Annotated in this window: 15 protein-coding genes and 1 tRNA gene; 9 read left to right on the top strand and 7 right to left on the bottom strand. The window is 45.8% G+C overall.

What is annotated here, in order from left to right:
* Positions 1-134 precede the first annotated feature (134 nt).
* From ESB13_RS08040 to ESB13_RS08060, 7 genes are all read left to right on the top strand, one after another.
* Positions 135-3230, top strand: coding sequence for a SusC/RagA family TonB-linked outer membrane protein (locus ESB13_RS08040; RefSeq protein WP_129002487.1), 3096 nt, complete (start codon positions 135-137; stop codon positions 3228-3230).
* 22 nt (positions 3231-3252) lie between these two features.
* Positions 3253-4749 (top strand): RagB/SusD family nutrient uptake outer membrane protein, encoded by a 1497-nt coding sequence (locus ESB13_RS08045; protein ID WP_129002488.1) that lies wholly within the window; start codon positions 3253-3255, stop codon positions 4747-4749.
* A 147-nt stretch (positions 4750-4896) separates the two neighbouring features.
* Positions 4897-4970, top strand: a tRNA-Arg gene (locus tag ESB13_RS08050).
* Positions 4971-5230: 260 nt separating this feature from the next.
* Positions 5231-5401: a hypothetical protein gene (locus ESB13_RS23740; protein WP_164974129.1), complete on the top strand. Its 171-nt coding sequence runs from the start codon at positions 5231-5233 to the stop codon at positions 5399-5401.
* 95 nt (positions 5402-5496) lie between these two features.
* Positions 5497-5628, top strand: a complete 132-nt coding sequence (locus tag ESB13_RS24185; RefSeq protein WP_281275044.1) for a hypothetical protein — start codon at positions 5497-5499, stop codon at positions 5626-5628.
* 260 nt (positions 5629-5888) lie between these two features.
* Positions 5889-6113 carry a hypothetical protein gene (locus ESB13_RS08055; protein ID WP_129002489.1) on the top strand — a complete coding sequence of 75 codons (225 nt, stop codon included), beginning with the start codon at positions 5889-5891 and terminating at the stop codon, positions 6111-6113.
* A 375-nt stretch (positions 6114-6488) separates the two neighbouring features.
* Positions 6489-6782 (top strand): hypothetical protein, encoded by a 294-nt coding sequence (locus tag ESB13_RS08060; RefSeq protein ID WP_129002490.1) that lies wholly within the window; start codon positions 6489-6491, stop codon positions 6780-6782.
* Between the two features lie 267 nt (positions 6783-7049).
* On the opposite strand, the gene ESB13_RS08065 is transcribed toward ESB13_RS08060, so the two are convergent.
* A complete protein-coding gene (locus tag ESB13_RS08065; RefSeq protein WP_129002491.1) occupies positions 7050-8150 on the bottom strand; it encodes a hypothetical protein in 1101 nt (366 codons plus the stop codon).
* A gap of 74 nt (positions 8151-8224) precedes the next feature.
* On the opposite strand from ESB13_RS08065, the gene ESB13_RS08070 reads away from it, so the two are divergent.
* Positions 8225-8434, top strand: coding sequence for a hypothetical protein (locus tag ESB13_RS08070; protein ID WP_129002492.1), 210 nt, complete (start codon positions 8225-8227; stop codon positions 8432-8434).
* Here the strand turns inward: ESB13_RS08070 and ESB13_RS08075 are convergent.
* The 6 genes from ESB13_RS08075 to ESB13_RS08100 all read right to left on the bottom strand — a co-directional run bounded on the left by ESB13_RS08075 (position 8403) and on the right by ESB13_RS08100 (position 16730).
* The gene (locus ESB13_RS08075; RefSeq protein ID WP_129002493.1) at positions 8403-9386 is read right to left on the bottom strand and encodes a hypothetical protein; all 984 of its coding nucleotides are present in this window, start codon (positions 9384-9386) and stop codon (positions 8403-8405) included. The two genes, ESB13_RS08070 and ESB13_RS08075, sit on opposite strands and share 32 nt — an antisense overlap.
* Positions 9383-11710 (bottom strand): hypothetical protein, encoded by a 2328-nt coding sequence (locus ESB13_RS08080; RefSeq protein WP_129002494.1) that lies wholly within the window; start codon positions 11708-11710, stop codon positions 9383-9385. The genes ESB13_RS08075 and ESB13_RS08080 overlap by 4 nt, the downstream gene beginning before the upstream one ends.
* 34 nt (positions 11711-11744) lie before the next feature.
* Positions 11745-13667: a hypothetical protein gene (locus ESB13_RS08085; protein WP_129002495.1), complete on the bottom strand. Its 1923-nt coding sequence runs from the start codon at positions 13665-13667 to the stop codon at positions 11745-11747.
* A gap of 318 nt (positions 13668-13985) precedes the next feature.
* The gene (locus ESB13_RS08090; protein WP_129002496.1) at positions 13986-14345 is read right to left on the bottom strand and encodes a hypothetical protein; all 360 of its coding nucleotides are present in this window, start codon (positions 14343-14345) and stop codon (positions 13986-13988) included.
* A gap of 106 nt (positions 14346-14451) precedes the next feature.
* The gene (locus tag ESB13_RS08095) at positions 14452-15825 is read right to left on the bottom strand and encodes an FtsB/FtsL family cell division protein (protein ID WP_129002497.1); all 1374 of its coding nucleotides are present in this window, start codon (positions 15823-15825) and stop codon (positions 14452-14454) included.
* A gap of 257 nt (positions 15826-16082) precedes the next feature.
* Complete coding sequence (locus tag ESB13_RS08100) at positions 16083-16730, bottom strand: hypothetical protein (RefSeq protein WP_129002498.1); 648 nt, start codon at positions 16728-16730, stop codon at positions 16083-16085.
* A gap of 325 nt (positions 16731-17055) precedes the next feature.
* Here ESB13_RS08100 and ESB13_RS08105 point away from each other — a divergent pair, with 325 nt between their 5' ends.
* The gene (locus ESB13_RS08105; protein WP_129002499.1) at positions 17056-20670 is read left to right on the top strand and encodes a PKD domain-containing protein; all 3615 of its coding nucleotides are present in this window, start codon (positions 17056-17058) and stop codon (positions 20668-20670) included.
* Positions 20671-20694 lie beyond the last annotated feature (24 nt).

Consider the following 20694-nt stretch of genomic DNA (forward strand, 5'->3'; position numbering starts at 1 on the left):
ACCAACCAGCTCGCCTGCACTTAATGTAAGCAATTACAGGGGCCGTTTACGTCCCGGCAAATCCCTGCTCCGGCAGCGATAGGGCCATGTATTGCCCCAGGCTATTTTATTATCTCAAACTTTTACCACTTAGTATGCCTAAAGCTATCTATATCGCCCTGTTATGCCTGTTACCCGGCTTAACTGCGATAGCACAGTCTTCCCCCCGCACGATCAGAGGCTCCGTTCGTGCAGCAGAAACCAATCAGCCGTTACAGGGAGCCACCATCGTTTTAAACAGGTCGTCCCGGTTCGCCACTACCGACAACCATGGCAACTTCAGCCTGCAAACACAAAACGAAAAGAACTTTATAAGTGTATCCTATGTAGGGCGTGAAACCGTTGAACTGCAACTCCGCTCCGATACCGTCACCGTATTATTATCAGCATCCAATAGAGAGCTGGATACGGTGGTAGCGGTAGCCTATACCAGCGTCAAACGCTCCGGTTATCCCGGCGCCGTCTCCACCATCAGCGCCGACAAACTCGAGGCCCGGCAAACGCCGAACCTTACCAATGCATTACAGGGACTTGTTCCCGGCCTGCAAACCACGCTGGCCAATGGCCAGCCCGGCAACAGCTCAACATTACGCATCAGGGGCATAGGCTCCATCAATGCCGGCAGCGCCCCGTTCTTCGTAGTGGACGGCGCTCCTTTCGACGGCGACATCAATGCGTTTAATGCGGCAGATATTCAGTCGGTAAGCATCTTAAAAGATGCCGCTGCCGCCAACCTGTATGGCTCACGTGCCGCCAACGGCGTTATTCTTATCACTACCCGGCAGGGACGTAAATCCGACAATGTTGCCGTTAATGCAATCGTTACCCAGGGCTGGAGCGGCAGGGCCATAAAGGACTATAAGAAACTTAACACCAAAGATTATTTCGAACTCTATTGGGAAGCCTTACGCAACGGCCGGCTCGAAAGCGGCGCTACACCTGCACAGGCGGCCGCTTACGCAAGCAGCATTCTCGTTTCCAATCTCAATATCAACCCCTACGGCCCCACGCTGCCTCAGCCTGTAAATACCAGCGGCAAACTCGAAGACACGGCAAAGCTTCTATGGAACGACGACTGGGAAGCAGCCATGCATCAACCAGCCAGATACACACAGGCACAGCTAAGCTTCAGCGGTGGCGGAGACAAGGGCACTTACTATATTTCGGGCGGATATCTCAATAATGACGGCGCTTTCCTCGCCTCCGGCTTTAAACGTTATACCTTCCGCGGCAACTTTACTTCACAGGCAAAGAAATGGCTGCGCGCAGGCCTGAACCTCAGCGGCGCCAGCACCATCCAGCATAACCCAACATCATCCGATTCAAAAACAAGCAACATCATTATGTATGGCAGAGTGATGCCAGGCTTCTACCCTATTTACCAACGCAAAGAAGATGGCTCCCTGTTACTTGATGAAAATGGCAACGCCCAATACGATTATGGCAACTACCGCCCCAGCGCCGCCCTACCCAGATCAAACCTTATGGGCACACTGCCACTGGATAAATCACAGGTTACAAGAGAAAACGCATCCATCCGTTCTTTCGTGGAGCTGTTATTCTCAAAGGACCTGTCTTTTAAAACCAGCTATAACATTGACTACATCAACGGCAACAGCCATTACTACACCAACCCGTTGTATGGCGATGACGCTGAGATCGGTGGCTGGGTAAGCAAAAGCAACAACCGCACGTTGTCTTATACCTGGAACAATATCTTTATTTACAACCACGATTTCAACGGCGGACATCATCTGAACGTACTGGGTGGCCATGAATACTATTCGTTTAATACCAGTGGCATTGAAGGCTCACGCCAGAAGTTTGTACTGCCCGGACTGGAAGAACCTGTTGCGGCTTCACAGTTGAACGACTTTACCGGCACTTCCGACAATTACGCCAAACTCAGCTTCTTTGGGCAAACGCAGTATAATTTCCTGAACAGGTATTTCGTTACTGCTTCACTTCGCAGCGACGGCTCTTCCCGCTTTTCACCGGATTCACGCTGGGGCACTTTCTGGTCTGCAGGCGCCTCCTGGCGTTTAGCAGAAGAAGCTTTTCTTAAATCGGAAAAATGGCTGAATACCTTAACACTGAAAGCCAGTTATGGCGCTTCAGGCAATGATAACCTCAGCAGCTACTATGCTTACCTGGCGTTGTATTCCGTGAAAAACAACCTCGGCAGCGGTGGCGTTATTACATCAAGGCTGGCCACACCTTCATTGAAATGGGAAACCAATCTTAACCTGAACATCGGTCTCGATTTCGCAGCATTGGATAACCGCCTATCAGGTACTGTGAACTATTATAAACGCACCAGCAAGAACCTGCTTTACGCAAAACCACTTGCGGGTTCAACAGGCTTCGCATCTATCAGCGCCAACATCGGCACCTTACAGAATAAAGGAATTGAGCTTGAATTAAACGCCATTGCGATAAGAACAGCACAGTTCAACTGGAACATCCAGCTCAACATTGCACATAACAGAAATGAGATCACATCACTGCCACAGCAATATATTACCAGCGGCACCAAACGACTGGCAGTGGGTAAATCGATTTACGATTTTTACCTGAGAGAATGGGCAGGCGTTGACGCTGCAGACGGCAGACCGCTATGGTATCGTACCGATGCCAATGGCAAAAAGGACACAACACATGATTACACGGCCGCAACGCAATACTATGCAGGCAGCGCATTACCCGCAGTAACAGGCGGTATCACCAACACTTTCAACTATAAGGGTATAGAGCTCTCGTTCCTGCTTGCTTACAGCCTGGGCGGCAAAGTGCTCGATGGCGATATGCTTTATCTGTTATCGGGCGCTTCAAGTCCCGGACGTACCTGGAGCACAGAATTACTTGAACGCTGGACACCGGAAAACAGACACACCAATGTCCCCGTTCTTACTACCGGCAAAGGCAACCTGAACTGGACCGCCACTTCTACGCGCTTTTTATACAGCGCCACCTATGCACGTCTGAAAACAGCGTCCCTTGGTTATTATTTACCGAAGGCGCTGCTCTCCCGTGCCGGCATTTCGAGCCTGAAAGTATACGCCACCGGCGAAAACCTGCTCACCTTCTTCGGTCATAAAGGAATGGACCCCGAGCAATCTATTGATGGCACTACCTACTATCAATATCCATCCATGCGCACCGTATCGGTAGGTATCCAGGTAGGACTTTAAGCAACGCTGAAAAAAAATAATCATGAAAAGAAAATATAGAAACCCCTTTTTACTTGCAGTGCTGTTGTTAACAGTCTTCACAGCTTGTAACAAACAACTGAACACGGCGCCCTCGAATGCCGTACCGGAAGAGATCCTGTTCCGCGATATAAACAATCTCGCTACTATCTGGGAAGGCACCTGGGCCTCAATGATGGATGATTTTTATGGAGGTACCTACTCCAATCCCGGTTTTAAATCCATAGGCCTTGTAAGCGACGTCATGGGGTACGATGTTGCTGTCATTACCACCAAATATGCATTTCCAGCCACCTATAGGTTCCAGCAGATGCACGATAAAACACAAGCCCGTGTAACGGCTTTCTGGAACCAGCTTTATAAGATCATCAACAATATGAATATCATCATAGCGCATGTTGATGACGTTGCAGGCAGTGAATCGGCAAAGAAGATTCTGAAAGGCCAGTCGCTGGCATTACGGGCTCATATCTATACCACGCTGGCTTCATTCTACCAGTTTTCTTACCAGAAAGATCCTGACGCCAAAGCCGTGCCATTATATACCGTTCCCGCCGCTGATACAACTCAGGGGAATCCCCGCGCCTCACTCAGACAAATATACCAGCAGGTGATCACCGATCTCACACAAGCGAAAACATTGCTGACGGGTTACAGCCGCCCTGCCAAATACAAAATAGATCTGGATGTTGTGAACGGACTGCTCGCAAGAGCCTATCTGAATACAGGACAGTGGGCCAATGCCGCAGCCAGCGCCGGCGAGGTGCTGAAGAACTATACACTCATGTCTGCTGCAGATTACAGCAAGGGCTTCAACGATGTCAGCAATGTAGAATGGGTTTGGGGCCATCCTGAAATCCCCAGTCAAAGCGATGGCAGCTACAGCTTTCATTTCCTCGATGTAAGCTCATCCGCTTCAGGCTACTACAGCTTTATGGCAGATCCTTATTTCATGCTTTTGTTCAACGATGCAGATATCCGAAAATCGCTGTTCAAATGGAACGGAGCAACAGGAAGAGAAGGTTTTCTGCAGTATAAAAAATTTACTTTCCGCCAGGATGAAACAGCTGACCTGGTACTGATGAGAAGTGCAGAAATGTATCTGATAGAAGCTGAAGGTTATGCACGGAACAATCAATTCACAGAAGCAGCAACGGCATTGAATACACTAAGAGTAAAAAGAAACGCTCCTGCATTTCAGTTAAACAGCAACACGCAGCCATTAATGGTCGACTCTATCCTTATTGAAAGGCGAAAAGAACTTTTTGGAGAAGGGTTCGCACTATCAGACATCATCCGTAATCAGCTTCCCGTTGTAAGGAAGCCATATGAAGATGCAGATCACAATGCCATTCAGGTCACGGTTATTACTCCCAGTGGTGCAGAGAAGCAGGTAGCTTCACGTTCGCATGAACCATTAAGCCTTCCTGCCAATAGCCCGCTATTCATTTTTGCGATTCCGCAAAGTGAAGAAGAGAACAATCCCAACCTATACAAATAGCCCATATTTCAGCGGCTCCGGTTATACCAGCAATGATGTACACAGGTATAACCAGAGCCGCTTTTTTAAGGCCCTGAAAAAATAAAATGAAAAATATTTTTTGGTTTGCAGAATTTCATCTTATATTTGCAACCCGTTAAGGGAAAAGGCCCCGTAGCTCAACTGAATAGAGCATCTGACTACGGATCAGAAGGTTTCAGGTTTGAATCCTGACGAGGTCACAAAAACTAAAAGGCTGAAATCTAGCAATAGCAAAGGTTTCAGCCTTTTTTCTTTTTTCTCTCCTCGCGGCATTTTTGTTACCCGTCACTGAAAAGTGACCAAAAATGCAGCAGCTACCTAACAACTGCCGTGCAGGCAAAATGTCTGTATTCCCTAAGAATTGGAATACCGCTAAAGCTAATGTTAAACTTACAGGTACATTAAGTACCGATTCCACGACGACAATCTAAAAAAGAGCAAACAGGTTACAATTAAGGGCATGAATATGCTGACCAGGTTGGCCGAAAAGCAAGCTGCGGTCAGAAGTCAACTGAAGGATGAAGTGGATTGGATTGAACGCGGGTATAATAGAATAACCGAATCATTCCCGGCAATCACAGAACCGGAAATGACTGCCGAACCCAAAATACAATTGGAGGATGGCATATAAAAGACAAACTGGGCATAAGCTCAGACTTCTACCGGCTAAAACACCTAAATACTACCCAGGTTATGGATGCTCTCAGCGAGAAACTGATTGCTATAATGCAAGCAGAAGAAGAGGTAGCCGGCATGAATGGACATACCACTACCGCAATGGTTAGACGCATTTATGATACGAAAAACAAATTCCGTCGCATCGACCTGATCAAAGATGTTAAAAACAATTTCGCATAAGCTGTGTGAATCTATCCCTATTGTAGTTAAATTAAACTAAAGTGCCCGTGTAGACACACGGGCACAGTTTTAAAATGACCAATTGTCGACTCAACCGTCACCCGTTTACAAGACGGCTTTTTAGAGCCAATTGAAACCCTAAAAAAGTTTAAAAAGGCCCGGCAGGACTACCAGGCCGGTGGAAATACTGTGCATCGCGTACCCTTTACGAACAATGCACCAGCTATTGCTAAAAATGTATTTTAACAGGCCAATTCATAATGGCTATTGCCAGGCAGCAGCCACAGATCAATACAATGGCTATCCAGGCTAAAACCAGCGATCGCTCTCTTTCTTTTTTCATAACTAATAACCGCCGCGTTCCCTACCCTTTCGGGCAGAGATGGTACATAAGGGAAAATGGGTTATATGCCAGCGCACCACGACAGTCAATATTTTTAGATTACACAGGACACATAGATAGTAAGGTGAACAACGGAAGGTAATAAAAAACGCAGGCCACCTACTACCACCAATTCAGGCACGACCAAGCGCCCAGCAAAGCAGGTTCAGTAGCCCGCGTACGATTATGCACGACGGGCGTTCCGTAACCTCTCGCTTGCTTTCGCTTTTCTAAATTGGTCGTTTTGAATTGCGAGACGTTAACGAACACATCCTTATGTGTTATCAAAAGAAGGTTCGCAAGATATTTAATAATGTTTTCCGGCTATCAAAATTTGAATTTACAGGTTGAAAATAGTAAATAGACTAATATTTATAAGTCCAAGATTTATATATTTTAATCAAAGATTCATAAAACTAAGTTTTACACTTACTTATACACAGCTCGGATTAACTTTTGGCCATAATTTCGCGCCCCAATGGCTAAACGAGCATACAGCGAGAACAGAGATAAGGTCTTAAAGCAAAGGTTGCTAAACCTTGGTGAAGCCATCATTGGCGGCAAGGTAAAGACATGGGACCAGGTATTCGCATTTGTAGAACCTACTCCACTGGCGGAGACTTTAAATATCCCTTACTACACGTTTCTTAATAAAATAGCCACAACCGATAAATTCACAGTCGGAGACTGCAAGGTCCTGGCAAAGCACGCCGGCATTGATGCCAATGTAGCTTTTACCTTCATTGCTTCTGTGAAGCCGAAGAAGGCTTAAGCAATATGATATTGAAGGAAGGCTGTGCCCCCTTTGCACTCAACAAGCGTATAACTCATCACCACTTCTTCATTGGATATATCTTGCGGTTCATAAAGCCAAGATAGAATCAATAGATAATTCTTTTTTATGGCTACCCGTAAATATGACAACAGATTTTACCAGTAAAAAATCCCAGGCATAGAAATGCACGGGCAGTTTAATTGTTATCTAAATAAGACCTGAATTTGGTTAGTCTGTAGCAGGAGTTATACGACAATTGTCAGTTTATTTTGATTGGTTAGCTTCAACCTCAGCCAGCCGCTTTTTCATTTCTAACATTTCTTTGTTCTGCTGGATGATATAAAGGGTAAGCTCTTCGATCTTTTTGAGCAGTACAGCCTGGTTATCGCCGAGATCGAGACCATCCTTTTTCACTTCTGCCGCGGAAGGAACTTCGGGAAGATGCTTATTTTCTTTAATGAAGGTTTCAACATTGGTTAGTGAAGGGAGCTGATAAGACGAATCGAATACATAGTCGGCCCAGGCTTCCTGAGTGACTTTCATTTTGCGGGCACCAATCGTGCCTTCAACGGCCAGCTTATAAACTCCAGGATTGGAAGTACCAATACCTATATTACCATTACCCAATATCCGCATCCTCTCATTATATGCCGCCATGCCATTGTAGAAAATCATATCTGCCCCCTGCATAACATCTATCGCAGCATAACTACCGGAAGAAGGCCATGTAATACCGCCTCCTACGTTCGAAACAACCAACCGGGAAGTACCAACCTCGCCATTTACATCCAGCTTATAAGCAGGAGCCATAGTACCAATACCTACATTTCCTGAGGGTTTTAGAATAAACTGAGGGCTTGCACTACCTGCAGCAAGTAAGATATCCCCAACATCATTTCTTATACCAAAGTCATTTAGACCTCCTGTAGCATTAAAAAACATATAGCCATCGCCTAGATACTGGCTTTTACTATTGAATCCTATTCTTGTTTGAAAATCGGCAGCACCGTTTACAGACAATTTATTAGTTGGAGAAGTTGTTCCTATGCCTACGTTGCCGCCATACACTGGTTGTAAAACAATGGGTTGAGTTCCATCCCGTGATTCAAGAATCAGTCCGGCGGCCATATCATATCTAACATGGAATGACTTATCTCCGGCATTTCGGAAATCGATCAAACTTCCATTAAAGTCAGGATTAATGGCGAGCACTTTATAGCCCTGATAACTACCCAGAGCATTTCCCCCTATAGCAATACTCTGAGTTGTTGTATTTCCTCTATCTGTAACACTCTGTAAGGTTTCTTGACAAAAAGAATAGCTGGATAAGAAAGTCATAGCCATGAGGCCGATCATTTCCTTCATAGTAAAGAGTTTAGGTTATTGAATTGCCAGCAAGGTATAAAAAAGCCCGGTGTAAAAACACTCAGGCCATTTTTATGAAAAACACTTTGGACAAAACAACACTTCCCATGCGCTCACAGAATGACAATTATCATATCGAACAGGTTCAGAAAAAACTATTTACCCCCAGTTCCAATATGATCCGCCGCCCACTTTGCTCCTGTGTGGAACCTCATCCATTACTATCGCATGAACGGAAAACTGCAACCAGCTTTAACGCTGAAGTACAATCCCTTTCGGCGTAACCACATTAAGCGTTACGTTAACCTGGTCTTTCGACCGTAACGTATCTTTTCCAACCACCTTGATTGTTCTCAGGAAATAAGCGCCTGGCGATATATCGTATTTAGCAGCAATACCCGCGTTATTAGACGTTATGGAATAAAGACTGTTAGCATAGGTTGAATCCAGATCCGCAATAACGCCGCTTCTATAAACATAAGTAACGGCAGCATTTATCGGCGCAGCGTTAATATCAGTTATCGTAAGCTCAACACCTGTTCTGTTAATAGTATACGGCTGCAACGTTAAAACAACTGGCTTAATACCTGTTTGATCTACCACTACCTCCTGCTCACCTCTTACATTAACGCTCCCCAATTTAGTCATCACCCTCAGGTAATATTTCCCGGGAGCAATATTGATCTTATTACTTACACCATAGATATTTGAAACCATGTCAAATATCTTCCCGGCGCTTGAATCGGCCTGGAACGCTGCCAGGTTATTAAAAACCCACGCCGTTGTATTACCAACCCTGTCGCCCGCCTCATTCCTTACCATCAGAAGAATGCCATTCTGATTAACAGCATAAGGACGCAGCAGCAGGCTATCAGATTCACCATCTTTAAACCCATTGGCCTTGTAAGTCAACTCGCCGCTATACTTGACTGAACCGGTATCTGTAGCTGCATAAATGGTATAGCTGGCTCCCGGATCAATACCATTAAAGCTGTATTGCCCCTTGGCATCTGCAGTTACTTTATACAAATAACCATTTTCAGTCTCAGCTTTTTTAAGAAATACAGTGATGTTTCCAGCCGTCCTGTACTGATGAATTCCACTCAAAGAGTCGGTCATAATAATCACACCTTTCAGTGTTGCGGTTCCCGACAGATCATTAAACTCAAGATCTTTTGCACAGCTGTGCAGAAAAACAGCTGCAATTAGTATAAACAGATACTGCCTTATAATCATTTGAAAAATAATTTAACGAACTGAACAAATAATACCGGGTTAACCATCACAGAATAATAAGGACCCGATTTAGCGTATCCGCGTGAGGTATTAACAACAGTATTGTTTTCTACTTTATACCGGGTTTGCAGATAATAATTCTGCCCTACAGAGAATGAAAAGCCAGGCACAATATCGTAGGCGCCTCCGATATAGAAATTATTCAGCGGACGCAGTATTTCAAAGCCCGCAAATGCACTGAATCTCCTGAAGAAATACCGGGGAATGATCTGATTATCTCTGTTATAATTTTTGAAAGGATATAACTTAAATCCGAAGATAGCCTTAGAAACATTGTCAGACGTACTTACCCGGAACCCGTTACCAGCCGTATCAATAGTAGTAGTGGTTGCCGGCGTTTTGTTATAGGCAATACCCGCAGCCAGTTGAATAAATCTTAAAGCGCCAACCTTGATATAGGTTTTGGAAAGCGTTTTTACCGAATCCTTTTTGGTTACATCCAGGAAACTGATACTATCACGGTAAGGCGCTTCAAAACCGGTACCGGAACTGGAGCCGGTAAGCTTCATCACCGTTTTAAAGCGGGGAGCCGACTGCACCTGCGATTCAAACAGCTTCAGTGACGGCGGGAAACTAACGGAACCAGCCTCTATTTTTTTCTGCAAGTCTTCGAGATATGGCTTTATCTCCAGACAACCAGGCGCATCAGCGCCATCGCCGTAGCTGGAAGCCTCCATTGCTTTCTCGCTGGCAAATGATCTGAGAAACGATTGCAATGGCCCTACAGACGCAGCAATAGCCGAAAAATCGATCTTTGACAACTGCTCCTGGAGTAATGCAGTAAACTCCTCCCTATCGTCGAAATTCAGCCGCTTTTCGTCGACCTGAATCTCCCTGCCGCCACTCACATTCTGAATGAGAATATAAACCTTCTCGTCTTCAGGCACTTCAGACACTTTTCTGAGCAGCCGGCGCTGTTGAGGTATTGCCATATAATCCTGAGCCTCATCAAATTGCTTCTGGGGGTTCTTATTTCCCCATTTGGTTATAACCATCTCTCCCTGGTACAACAAATCGTCTGTGCGTAATTTATCTACATCGCCCGTCTCCTTTAGCTGGGCCTGCAATCTGGCTTTATCGGCCTTCAGGCTCTTCAATCTGGCGTCGTCCTCAAGCAATGCGCTTTGTACCCTATCGAACTCCTCGAACCTGGATACACTCTTCTCAATGTTGGCCTTTACACTATCCAGGAAAACAAATCTCGGCTGCCTCACAGCAATCTCCTTATCAATAGCATTTATACGCTCGTTGATACCTGCATTCCTTTCCTTGGCAGGCACGCTGAGCGGATCAAGCGTCAATTCACCACCTGTATACCAAAACCAACTAATGAACCAGGGCATTAGCTTTTTCAAATCATCAATCTTTGAATCCAACTTATCCTTATCCGTTTCTTTAGCGCCGGCTTCAATTGCCCCAAGAATAGTTTTACGACTGGAAGCCATGCCCGTTTCATCCATCTTTTTCAACAAATCTGACGCAGATACATTATACCAGTCCCTCACTACCCTGCTCAAAGGATCATGACGCACCAGCTTAAACCCAACACGCTGCTGTGCAATGCCTGAACAACTCTTACAGTCCAGATCATTAATATTAATACAATCATAAACGAAGTCAACGCAATTATCTTCACATTCGTTTAAAACAGCATGTAAAGGAATCTTTTTTACACAGGAAGCACCGCGGTAGATCTCTACTTCATATTGATAGTTCAATACAGCATTGATATAACCGGCAACAGGAATAGCTTTACTCAACAAAGCGCCTTCCGGAGCTTTATCAGGCGCTTCTTTCTTTTTCTCAACGCCCGAGGTATCTGCTTCTTTTTTATCCGCAACAACCTTAGGCGCAGCAACCATAGGGGCGGACTTATTCATTTTACATATAGTAGTAGCCTCCAACCTCTTAATTTCATTATCCAGCTCTACATAAAAGCTATTAAAATCATAAACATCACTCAACGCTCCAAAGAAGCAGTCATATGCTTTTTTCACTCCCGGGCGACCTAGAAATTCCTTTGTAACTTCCAGCCTTTTCTTTAACGCTGCCATTTGCTGCGTTAGCATCCCCATAGGCACCCTTACCTTAAAACACAAGTCCGAGTTCTTCAATACATAAATGGAAGGAAAAGAAATCATACGCCCGCTGGAATCGAAGATGATCTCCTGCCGGGGCGCCCAAACATAATTCGTAAGCGGCACCTGCGCGCTCAGGAAGCTGGAATAAACCAATGCAAACAATAACAGAACCTTTGTTTTCATATACATATACCTCTCAATATTGAAATGGGATAACTCAAACAACATTCATCTGCTTCAAACGCTTCGTCAGCAACGCCAACGATTCGTTAGACGGCGACTGACCATCCGCCTTCAGCCATACATTCGACAAAACCACTACCGATTCGTCGTTATACAATTCATAGAATGCGTAACTCATCGACACTTTTCTACCGCAGGAAATAGCGATAAAGTAATTACTAACACAGCCCAGGACCGCTACACAATGAAGCTTTATATCTTTATCTTTTAAATTTGCCGGAGGCACCTCCCATTTAGCCTGCGCCTCTACATGAGAGGGCATTTGCAAACCAACCATAGCGCCACCAAACCAATAAACGCCATATTCCAGCACTGAAGCAATTTTCTTCTTTATAAACAAGCGCCGCACGAACGACTCACCGCCAAAACCATTATCATCCCAATAAATTAAAAAATCCTCCAGCTTACATCCAACGTCATTACTGTTCCCATCGTACCCCGATACCGCTTTATAAGCCTGCAACACCTCCTGATCCGATAACACCCTGGGAACAGATTTCGTATTTGCAGACCAACACGTAATTAAATGAGCCGCGGCAGCCGGAACACAGGATTTAATCCGGTAGTTATCATACTCTTTCCAGACACCAGTATATTTCTCATGCCAGTTACAGAAATCAGTTGCGGCAATACCCGCTTCGGCAACTGCTGCGACCTTTGCATCAAAAGTCTTTTCCATTAACTCATGAAGACCATGTGCTTCTACAGTTTCATCGGCAGGCAGCTTACCAAATTGCGCCTTTCGCGGCAACTCGGGATTTTCTGTCGGGGGTTTGCCAGCTTCAGGCTTTGTAACAGCCTTCTTACGATCTGTTATTACAGACTGCCTGGCTTTTTCCAAAGCCACTTCCTGGTTGATACGTGTAATCCTGAACTGAAACAACCAGGAAGGAATGGATACAATCGCCTTCAGAATATTTATAGGAATAGATATGAAACCCTCTACCTCACTGCCATGACTTACATATTTCTCCACCAGGATGCCGTTACTGAACTTTGGCAGTTCCTTATGCTTCACAAAAAGATAACGGCGCACAGGTACATTCACTGCCATACTTTCATCCGGTATCAGGCAGGAAAGAGTGGACTGAAATGCAGCTTTTACTCCGGTCAGCGGGCTGTTATCTGACAGATCCCAATTCACCATGGTGAGCGGACGGGTAAGCAAACCATCGTAGGAGCCGGATAGCTCCACCTTTTTGCTTATCCCCTTTCTGCTAAACCTGAATGAAGCATTTACGACCTGGAGATCATTTTGTATACCGTCGACAGGAATACGCCAATCTCTTTCGAAGCCTGCTCCCTGAACCTCCCCGGAGGAAACTACAAATGAACGTTCAAACTCCCTTGTTTCAACCTGGAAAACCCTTTCTGCTTTTTGGGAGATAGTAGCTTGTTGTTTCGCCGCTACCTCATGAAGCTGCTTGTTGGCAAACTGATCGGGCGCCTGCGCAATCTGCGCTACTATTGAACTGACTCTATCCTCCGACACAACGGATACATTTTGTAACAGGCCGGTTTCCGTAGTAGTTATCTGTATTTCATCCTCGCTAAAAGCATCCGGCTTATACGTGATCCCGATTAGCCTGGATGTATCCGGCTCAATATGCACTGTGCTTTCGAAACGAAGCCCGGACAAGAACGCATTTTCAATAATTCCTGTATCTCTATCCCGCAGAATGGTAACCGTTGCATATCCTTTTACGCTCAAAGAGGCTACAGGCAGGTAATAGAAATGGTCGGCGGCAACAACCTGCCCGCCGGGGCAAACCTCACTGATCACAATTGTTTTACGGCTACGTGCTTTGATAACAACGTAGGCAACAAGTACAATAAGAAGGCATACACCCAATAAAATCAATACCGTCGGAATCAGCCAGTCGAGCTGTTCAGGCATAGGAAGCAGTTTGAATTGTTAGCGAAGCACAAAACCAGTCAGTCAATTTATCTAAACACGTACAAAATAGAAAAACTTATAATTAAAACAAACTTTATAAATAAAAAAAACAAAAACTACCTAACAGTGAGTAATCATGGACATATAGAGAGAATTCATATTTTGATAACCTTGAAACCGGTCTTCCGTGCGGGTCGATTCCTGCCATCTACGTGCTACGCCTGTGGCGACTAATATCGCAAGAGCAATATCTTCAGTTTTGGATAGTGAATGGTCTGCAAAACTATATAATGCCATTTCTACTCCGGCCTTGCTTTTTTATATACTGCGCGCACCGATCTGTTCACTGCACCAGTCGATGATCTTATCATCAAGCTCGAACGGGTAGCGCGTCACAAAGAGACATTGAAGGGCGCTTTCATCGCAGCCGGGAGTTGCAGGCTTATCAAGCACCCATTTGCCTTTATAGTTTCTGAGATAAAACACAACAGAAGCAAGCTTTGGATGTAACATGGTGATGATATAACGGCCGGTCACCTGTATCGATTCATTATAGGCCACTGCTTCCGGACAAAACGAAGCATAATAAACATTGCCTTCCACTTCGAAGGTGCCCATAAATGCACTGCATGCATAATCGAATTGTTTACCGGAAACCATTTTTATTACATCAGCCATTCTGATATCTTTTTGCGCCAAAGTTCTACCAGAAATCCTGCCAATTTCCGACAATCCTGCTTTTTATTTCATAAAAAAGTCCCGCCTACAATGCAGGAGAGAATTATCATTTTGCTTCCAGGTCTGCCACTCTTTTCTTTAACTGCGCGACTTCTTTATTCTGCTGTATAATTTCTTTATTCTGCTGAATGATATAAAGTGTAAGCTCTTCTATCTTTTTCAGCAAAACAGCCTGATTATCGCCGAGGTCAAGACCATCTTTTTTCACTTCTGCCGCAGATGGGACTTCAGGAAGATGCTTATTTTCCTGTATGAATTTTTCAACATAAGAAATCGGTGCCAGCTGATAAGACGATTCAAATACATAGTCCGGCCAGCCGGTTTGAGTTACCTTTATTTTCTTTGTAGTGATGTCGCCATTAACAGCAAGTTTACTTTGTGGAGCAGACGTGCCAATACCTATATTTCCCTGGAAGAAACCACTGCCGTCAGCTTTTAGCTCCATCAGCTTTTGCCATGTATCAACACGTTCTATATCGAGAATATTTCTTGCGGCATCCACATCCTCCTTAAACACGGTCATTATAAACCTGCCTCCATTAGGATCAATTCTGGTCCAGCCATTGGGATTGGCTACTATTCCAGAGTTTCCGCCGGCATCAGGATAAGGCGTATAAAATCTTATTTGCCCCTCAGACCTGGTATTTCCCACAACATGCAACTTTTCAGCAGGCGATACTGCACCTATCCCCACATTCCCACTCGTGGAAATGCGCATCCTTTCCTGCCAGTCTGCTCCGGCATGGGTGTTAAAGAATTGCAGCCCTTCACCTGAACCCTGAATCATATGAGAACTCGCACTAACAGGGTTAATATCATCAAGCTGAATAACTATGCCACGACCGACCTCAGGGCTGGTATTACTTCTTCTTATGTTCAAATCGGAACCAACGTAATTATTATTATTACCTGCGATTAAGAATTGCGTTCCATAGCCGTTAAGATACAATGGCCTGCTTGTAGTATTCCCCCGCTCCATTACACTCTGGAGCGTTTCTCCGGCGGCAGGCATGCCAAGCCAGCGTTTCACCTTATCAGGTGTATAAGCCGCCCAGGAATTCCCCGTACTGTGTCCCAGCATATAATACCCAATACTATCGCCTACACCACCAAAACTCTGTCCGCTCCAGACTCCGGCACTTGCTGCATTTATATTCCAACTGCCGCTAGCCCCTGCGCCAGTCAGGGAAGGTACGTAGTTATTGAAATTAGCCGAGTGAATCAATACAGCATCATTAATGCCATCATATCTCCAGGTTAGATTATTTCCGCCAACACCCCTATACAAGATCCGTCCGTTGAAATCAATTTTCGGGTAATCAGGTGAAGTGAGAATGATATCTGGAAATGAGTTTGACTGGGCAGAGGCAATTGTTACCATCAATTGATATAACAACAAAAGGCTTATCATCTTTTTCATAGTATAAGAGTTTAGGTGTATTTGCCGCCAAGGTAAACTAAAAGCGCTTATGCAGAAAAACTGACAACCCACATTCCGGTTTGGAAAACCACGGATAAAGCAGCACAATCGCCTTAAGATGCTTTTGAGTATACTGATCGTTCTTATTTAAAGCGTTCTTTTTCGTAGACGTGCCATGGAAGGAATTTACAGGAGTTGTTTTCATAATAGACGGGGCGAAAGTGTTTTTCAACAGGCAGGAACAGACTAAAAGGCCGCTAATTCATGCAGGAAATTATGTTTATTTCACTCCTAGGCATAACAAACCCTGCCGCCGCAGCAGTTCTTGTTCCAAACAGTATCAATTGCCGGTTTTTAACGGGCATTGTTTCAACCGGCTGACCACGGGGTGGCTTGTCTATTGCCGGCAGCACCACATCAGGCAAATGCAGCGCCGTTAGCACGGGGCGTTGCGCGATAGTTAACCCGGCAAATACAGGCCGTGTAAAAGCAGGCTTTGGAGGCAGGGAAGACTTAGCGGCAAAAGAAGACCTTACCGGTTTCCCCCTCCTGTTTGCCGCTTCCATCTTCCTGATGAAGCGACAAACGGTATAATCAAGTACTTTATTGATCTGCTGCAGCGAAAAACCCGCAGACAGCATTTCTTTGGCAATACCTACCAACTGGCGGAAATGAGGCACAACGCGGTGCTGCTCCGGGATAACCCGGTAATATTTGCTGGCCAGCACGGAAGCCGCCGCCAGGTGTGCAGCGCTTTTACGGCTGCCGGCAAAAAGCGGATCTGTTTGCCAGCGCTCCCGGGTGAGGTTGCTTTTCATCCGGACACAACCTACCCCACATCTCTTGTAACAAGAGACGATGCCGATAGTTTTTTCCAGAATTACAGGACCACCCTGCTTTGCCATAGTTAGCACTTTGAGCAACTATACACAATTACTCACCCCAAAACAATGACTTTTGTCAGGAAACGACAAAATAGCGGCTCAGAAGCATACAGGAAATAAAAATTAGTCCTGCATCCAGATCCGGGAAACTGAAATTGATGCGACTCCGGTTCCGGCATTCTTTTCCGGCCATTCCAATTGTCCGTTTTATCGTTTCATCTCTTTACCCGGCAGACGATACAGCACGTGAACACTTTCTTAATTTCTGCTAAAAAAAGTTTCTTTTATTACGTCGCAATAAACCTTATCGTACCTTACTGGTCTTAGTTACGTTTCTTACCCTGCAATGAACAAAAGATTCCTAAGCCTCGCACTGGAAGAAATAGCCGTTCCGGCATTTCTCAAGCGCTTTACAGCGTTCTTATTTTCTATATGTATTATTGTTACAGGCGCAACGGCACAGGACTTCTCCAATAAAGGGAAAGATTTCTGGGTGGGTTATGGAAGCCATGTATCCATGTATAATTCAAACTCCGGCGCATTATTGGCCAATGGCGGCACCCAGAATATGATCCTTTATTTCACCTCGGCAGAGGATGCAGATGTTACCGTTAGCATTCCCCGTTTGGGCTGGAGCCGCAATTATCATGTGTCGGCAAACCAGGTAACAGAATCTGATGCGATGCCCAAAACATCTTCTTACGATGCAAGGCTCGCCTCTGAAGGGGTTTCGCAGGCGGGTATTCATATTACCAGCACCAGGCCCATCGTTGCTTACGCGCATATCTACGACAATAATGTATCCGGCGCCTCCCTGTTGTTTCCTACGCCTACCCTTGGACAGGATTATTATGTGCTTGGGTTCACGCAGCAGTCGAACAGCAACTTCTCTTACCCTTTTTGTTTTGTGATAGCAACGGAAAACAATACAACGGTGGAGATCACCCCCAGCGCCAATACGCAGCATCACCAGGCCGGCGTGCCTTTTACCCAGGTATTACAACAGGGCGAAGTGTTGAACCTGCTGGGACAATTAACCGGCGGCAGCGCCGACCAGCGGACAGGCGTAGATCTTACCGGCACCCGCATCCGTTCTGTCAGCAGCGGTGGCAACGGCTGTACTAAAATTGCCGTGTTCTGTGGTACCAGCAAGCTCAATATAAAATGCCAGCCAAACGGCAGCGGCAGCGCCGATAATACCATCCAGCAGATCTTTCCCTTCAGCGCCTGGGGCAAAAACTATATTACAGCGCCTACCCGCAATATGCCCAACAACTTTTTCCGGGTGATGGTAAAAGATCCTGCCACCAAAGTAAAACTCAACGGCACGCCGCTTACGGGCCTTATCAATAACAGTTATTACCAGTTCCAGTCTGCCAGTACCGGCGTTATCACGTCCGATATTCCTGTGCTGGTCGCGCAGTTTATTACCACCAGCAACCAATGCGGCAATACCATCTTAGGTACCGTTGGTGATCCGGAGATGATCTACCTGAGTCCCGTAGAACAAACCATCAATAAAATAACGCTCAACTCCACCAGTCATTATAACATTACCAGCCATTTTATAAATGTGATCATGCGCAAGGGAGGCGTGGCATCGTTCCGGCTCGACGGCACCGATGTAAGCACATCGTTCACGCCGTTACCACAGGATGCATCCTACTCCTATGCACAACTGCCGGTAAGTGCAGGCGTACATCAGCTGCAGTCCGACTCCGGCTTCAATGCCATTGCTTATGGTTACGGCAACACAGAAAGCTATGGATACAATGCCGGCACCAACGTTTCGGACCTTTACCAGTATATATCCATCAAAACGCAATACAACACTACCAACCTGCCTGCCACCTGCGAGAAAACGCCTTTCCGGCTTTCCGTTACTTTACCTTATAAACCGGCAAGCATTCATTGGGATTTTGGCAATGCCCCTATTTCCCCCAATGCCCCTGTTGCCATCACTGCACCGCAACCGGATAGCTCTTTCCAGAAAGATGATAAAACATTGTATGTGTTCTGGCTGCCCGGTAGTTTTATTTTCAACAGCACAGGTTCTTTCTCTGTAAAACTTGAAGTAGACAACCCTACTCCCGATGGCTGTTCAGGTATACAGGAAATCAACTACGATGTACAGGTTTACAACCTGCCTTCTATCGACTGGAAGGCGCAGACTACCGGCTGCTTTGGCGACCCGGTGCAATTTGAAGCAGTACCTGCCGTCAATGGACGCAGCATATCTACCTATGCCTGGGATTTTGGCGATGGCAGTACCAATAACATAGCTGCGCCGGTGAAACAATATACTTTGGCAGGAAGTTACCCCATAAACCTTGCGATCATAACGGATATAGGCTGCCAGGCAGCGGTCACTAAAAACTTAGTATTGGATACCCCTCCTGTCGCTGCCTTTACCATAAGCGACACCACCTGCATGGGAAAGGCAGTCACCTATAATAACAGATCAACCGTTACCAGCGGCACTATTACCAGTTGGTTCTGGGATGACGGCAACGGCACCAAAGATACCCTGTTTACCAACGCCTCTTTTCCTGCGTTATACCCGGCAGCTGGTGTATACAAGCCTTCGCTCCAGGTGCAAACTTCCACAGGCTGTACGGGAACAAGAGAAAGCCAATCCGTTACCATCGGCGCATTCCCTGTTGTAAAGTTTGGAATGCCCGATATCTGTCTTAATGATGCCGGTGCGCGGTTCATCGATAGTTCTACTTTAGCGGGAAAAGAAGCGCTTAGCTATCACTGGCGTTTTGGCGATCCTGCTGCCACCTTGCTTAATCCCGATACTTCTATACTACAACATCCCGTTCATAAATACACGGCAGCTGCCAGTTACCAGGTCACCGAAACTGTAAGCACCACTTATCACTGCACCAGCGCTTTAACCAAAACGTTCGTGGTGAATGGCGCATCGCCCTCGGCTGCTTTCACCATCACCAACGAAAACCAGTTATGCAGTAACCAAGCGGTGGAATTGCAGAATCTCTCCAGTGTAGATTTCGGCCGTATCACCAAACTGCTGCTATACTGGAATACACTCGACAATCCTGCCGCTGCCGACACTGATTATGTTACTTATAGCGGCAAGCGTTATACCCGGCAATATACCCGCGCCACTACCAGCAAACAGGTTCAATTAATAGTAAGAGCTTATTCGGGCGAAACCTGTATGAGCGAAACCAGCAAGTTGTTAACGCTGCATGCCAGTCCCGCCTTACGCTTCAACGCATTGCCGTCGTTGTGCGCAGGCGAAAATAATTTCCAGATCACCACTGCAGCCGAAACCGGCGGTGTAAAAGGACAATTCATTTATTCCGGCACAGGGATCAATGCATCAGGCTTTGCCTCTTCTGCTTATAAGGCAGGTATTTATAAGATAAAAGCATTGTATGTATCCGATGAAGGCTGTCGCGATTCTGCCTTCCAATCATTAAATGTATATCCTATGCCTTCGCTGGATCCTATGCCCACAGTAACGGTGCTGGAAGGCGGCACAGCCATTTTAACGCCGGTATACAAGGCCGTAAAACCTTCTTTCCTGTGGACACCTGCTCTTTACCTGAGCAGCAGCATAGTGGCCTCGCCAGTTGTCAACACTGCCAACGACCAGCAATATACCCTCACCATTACCGACAGCGGCGGCTGTTATACCAGCCAGACGGTACAGGTAAAAGTGCTGAAAGACCTTAAAGTGGCTAATGTTTTTTCACCCAATGGCGATGGCATACATGACACCTGGACAATACCTTATATTGAATCTTACCCCGGCTGTACGATCGATATCTTCAACAGGTACGGACAAAAAATATTCAGCTCAACAGGCTATAAGAAGGAATGGGATGGAACCGGCTTTGGCGGCCCGCTTCCGGCTGGCACTTACTATTATATTCTCAGGCCGGGAATGGGAAGAAGCCAGATAACAGGGTCTGTTACCATAATAAGATAAGTTGGGGATCGCCAGTTGGCATCG

It is taken from the genome of Filimonas effusa (genome assembly GCF_004118675.1).
Lineage (GTDB): Bacteria > Bacteroidota > Bacteroidia > Chitinophagales > Chitinophagaceae > Filimonas > Filimonas effusa.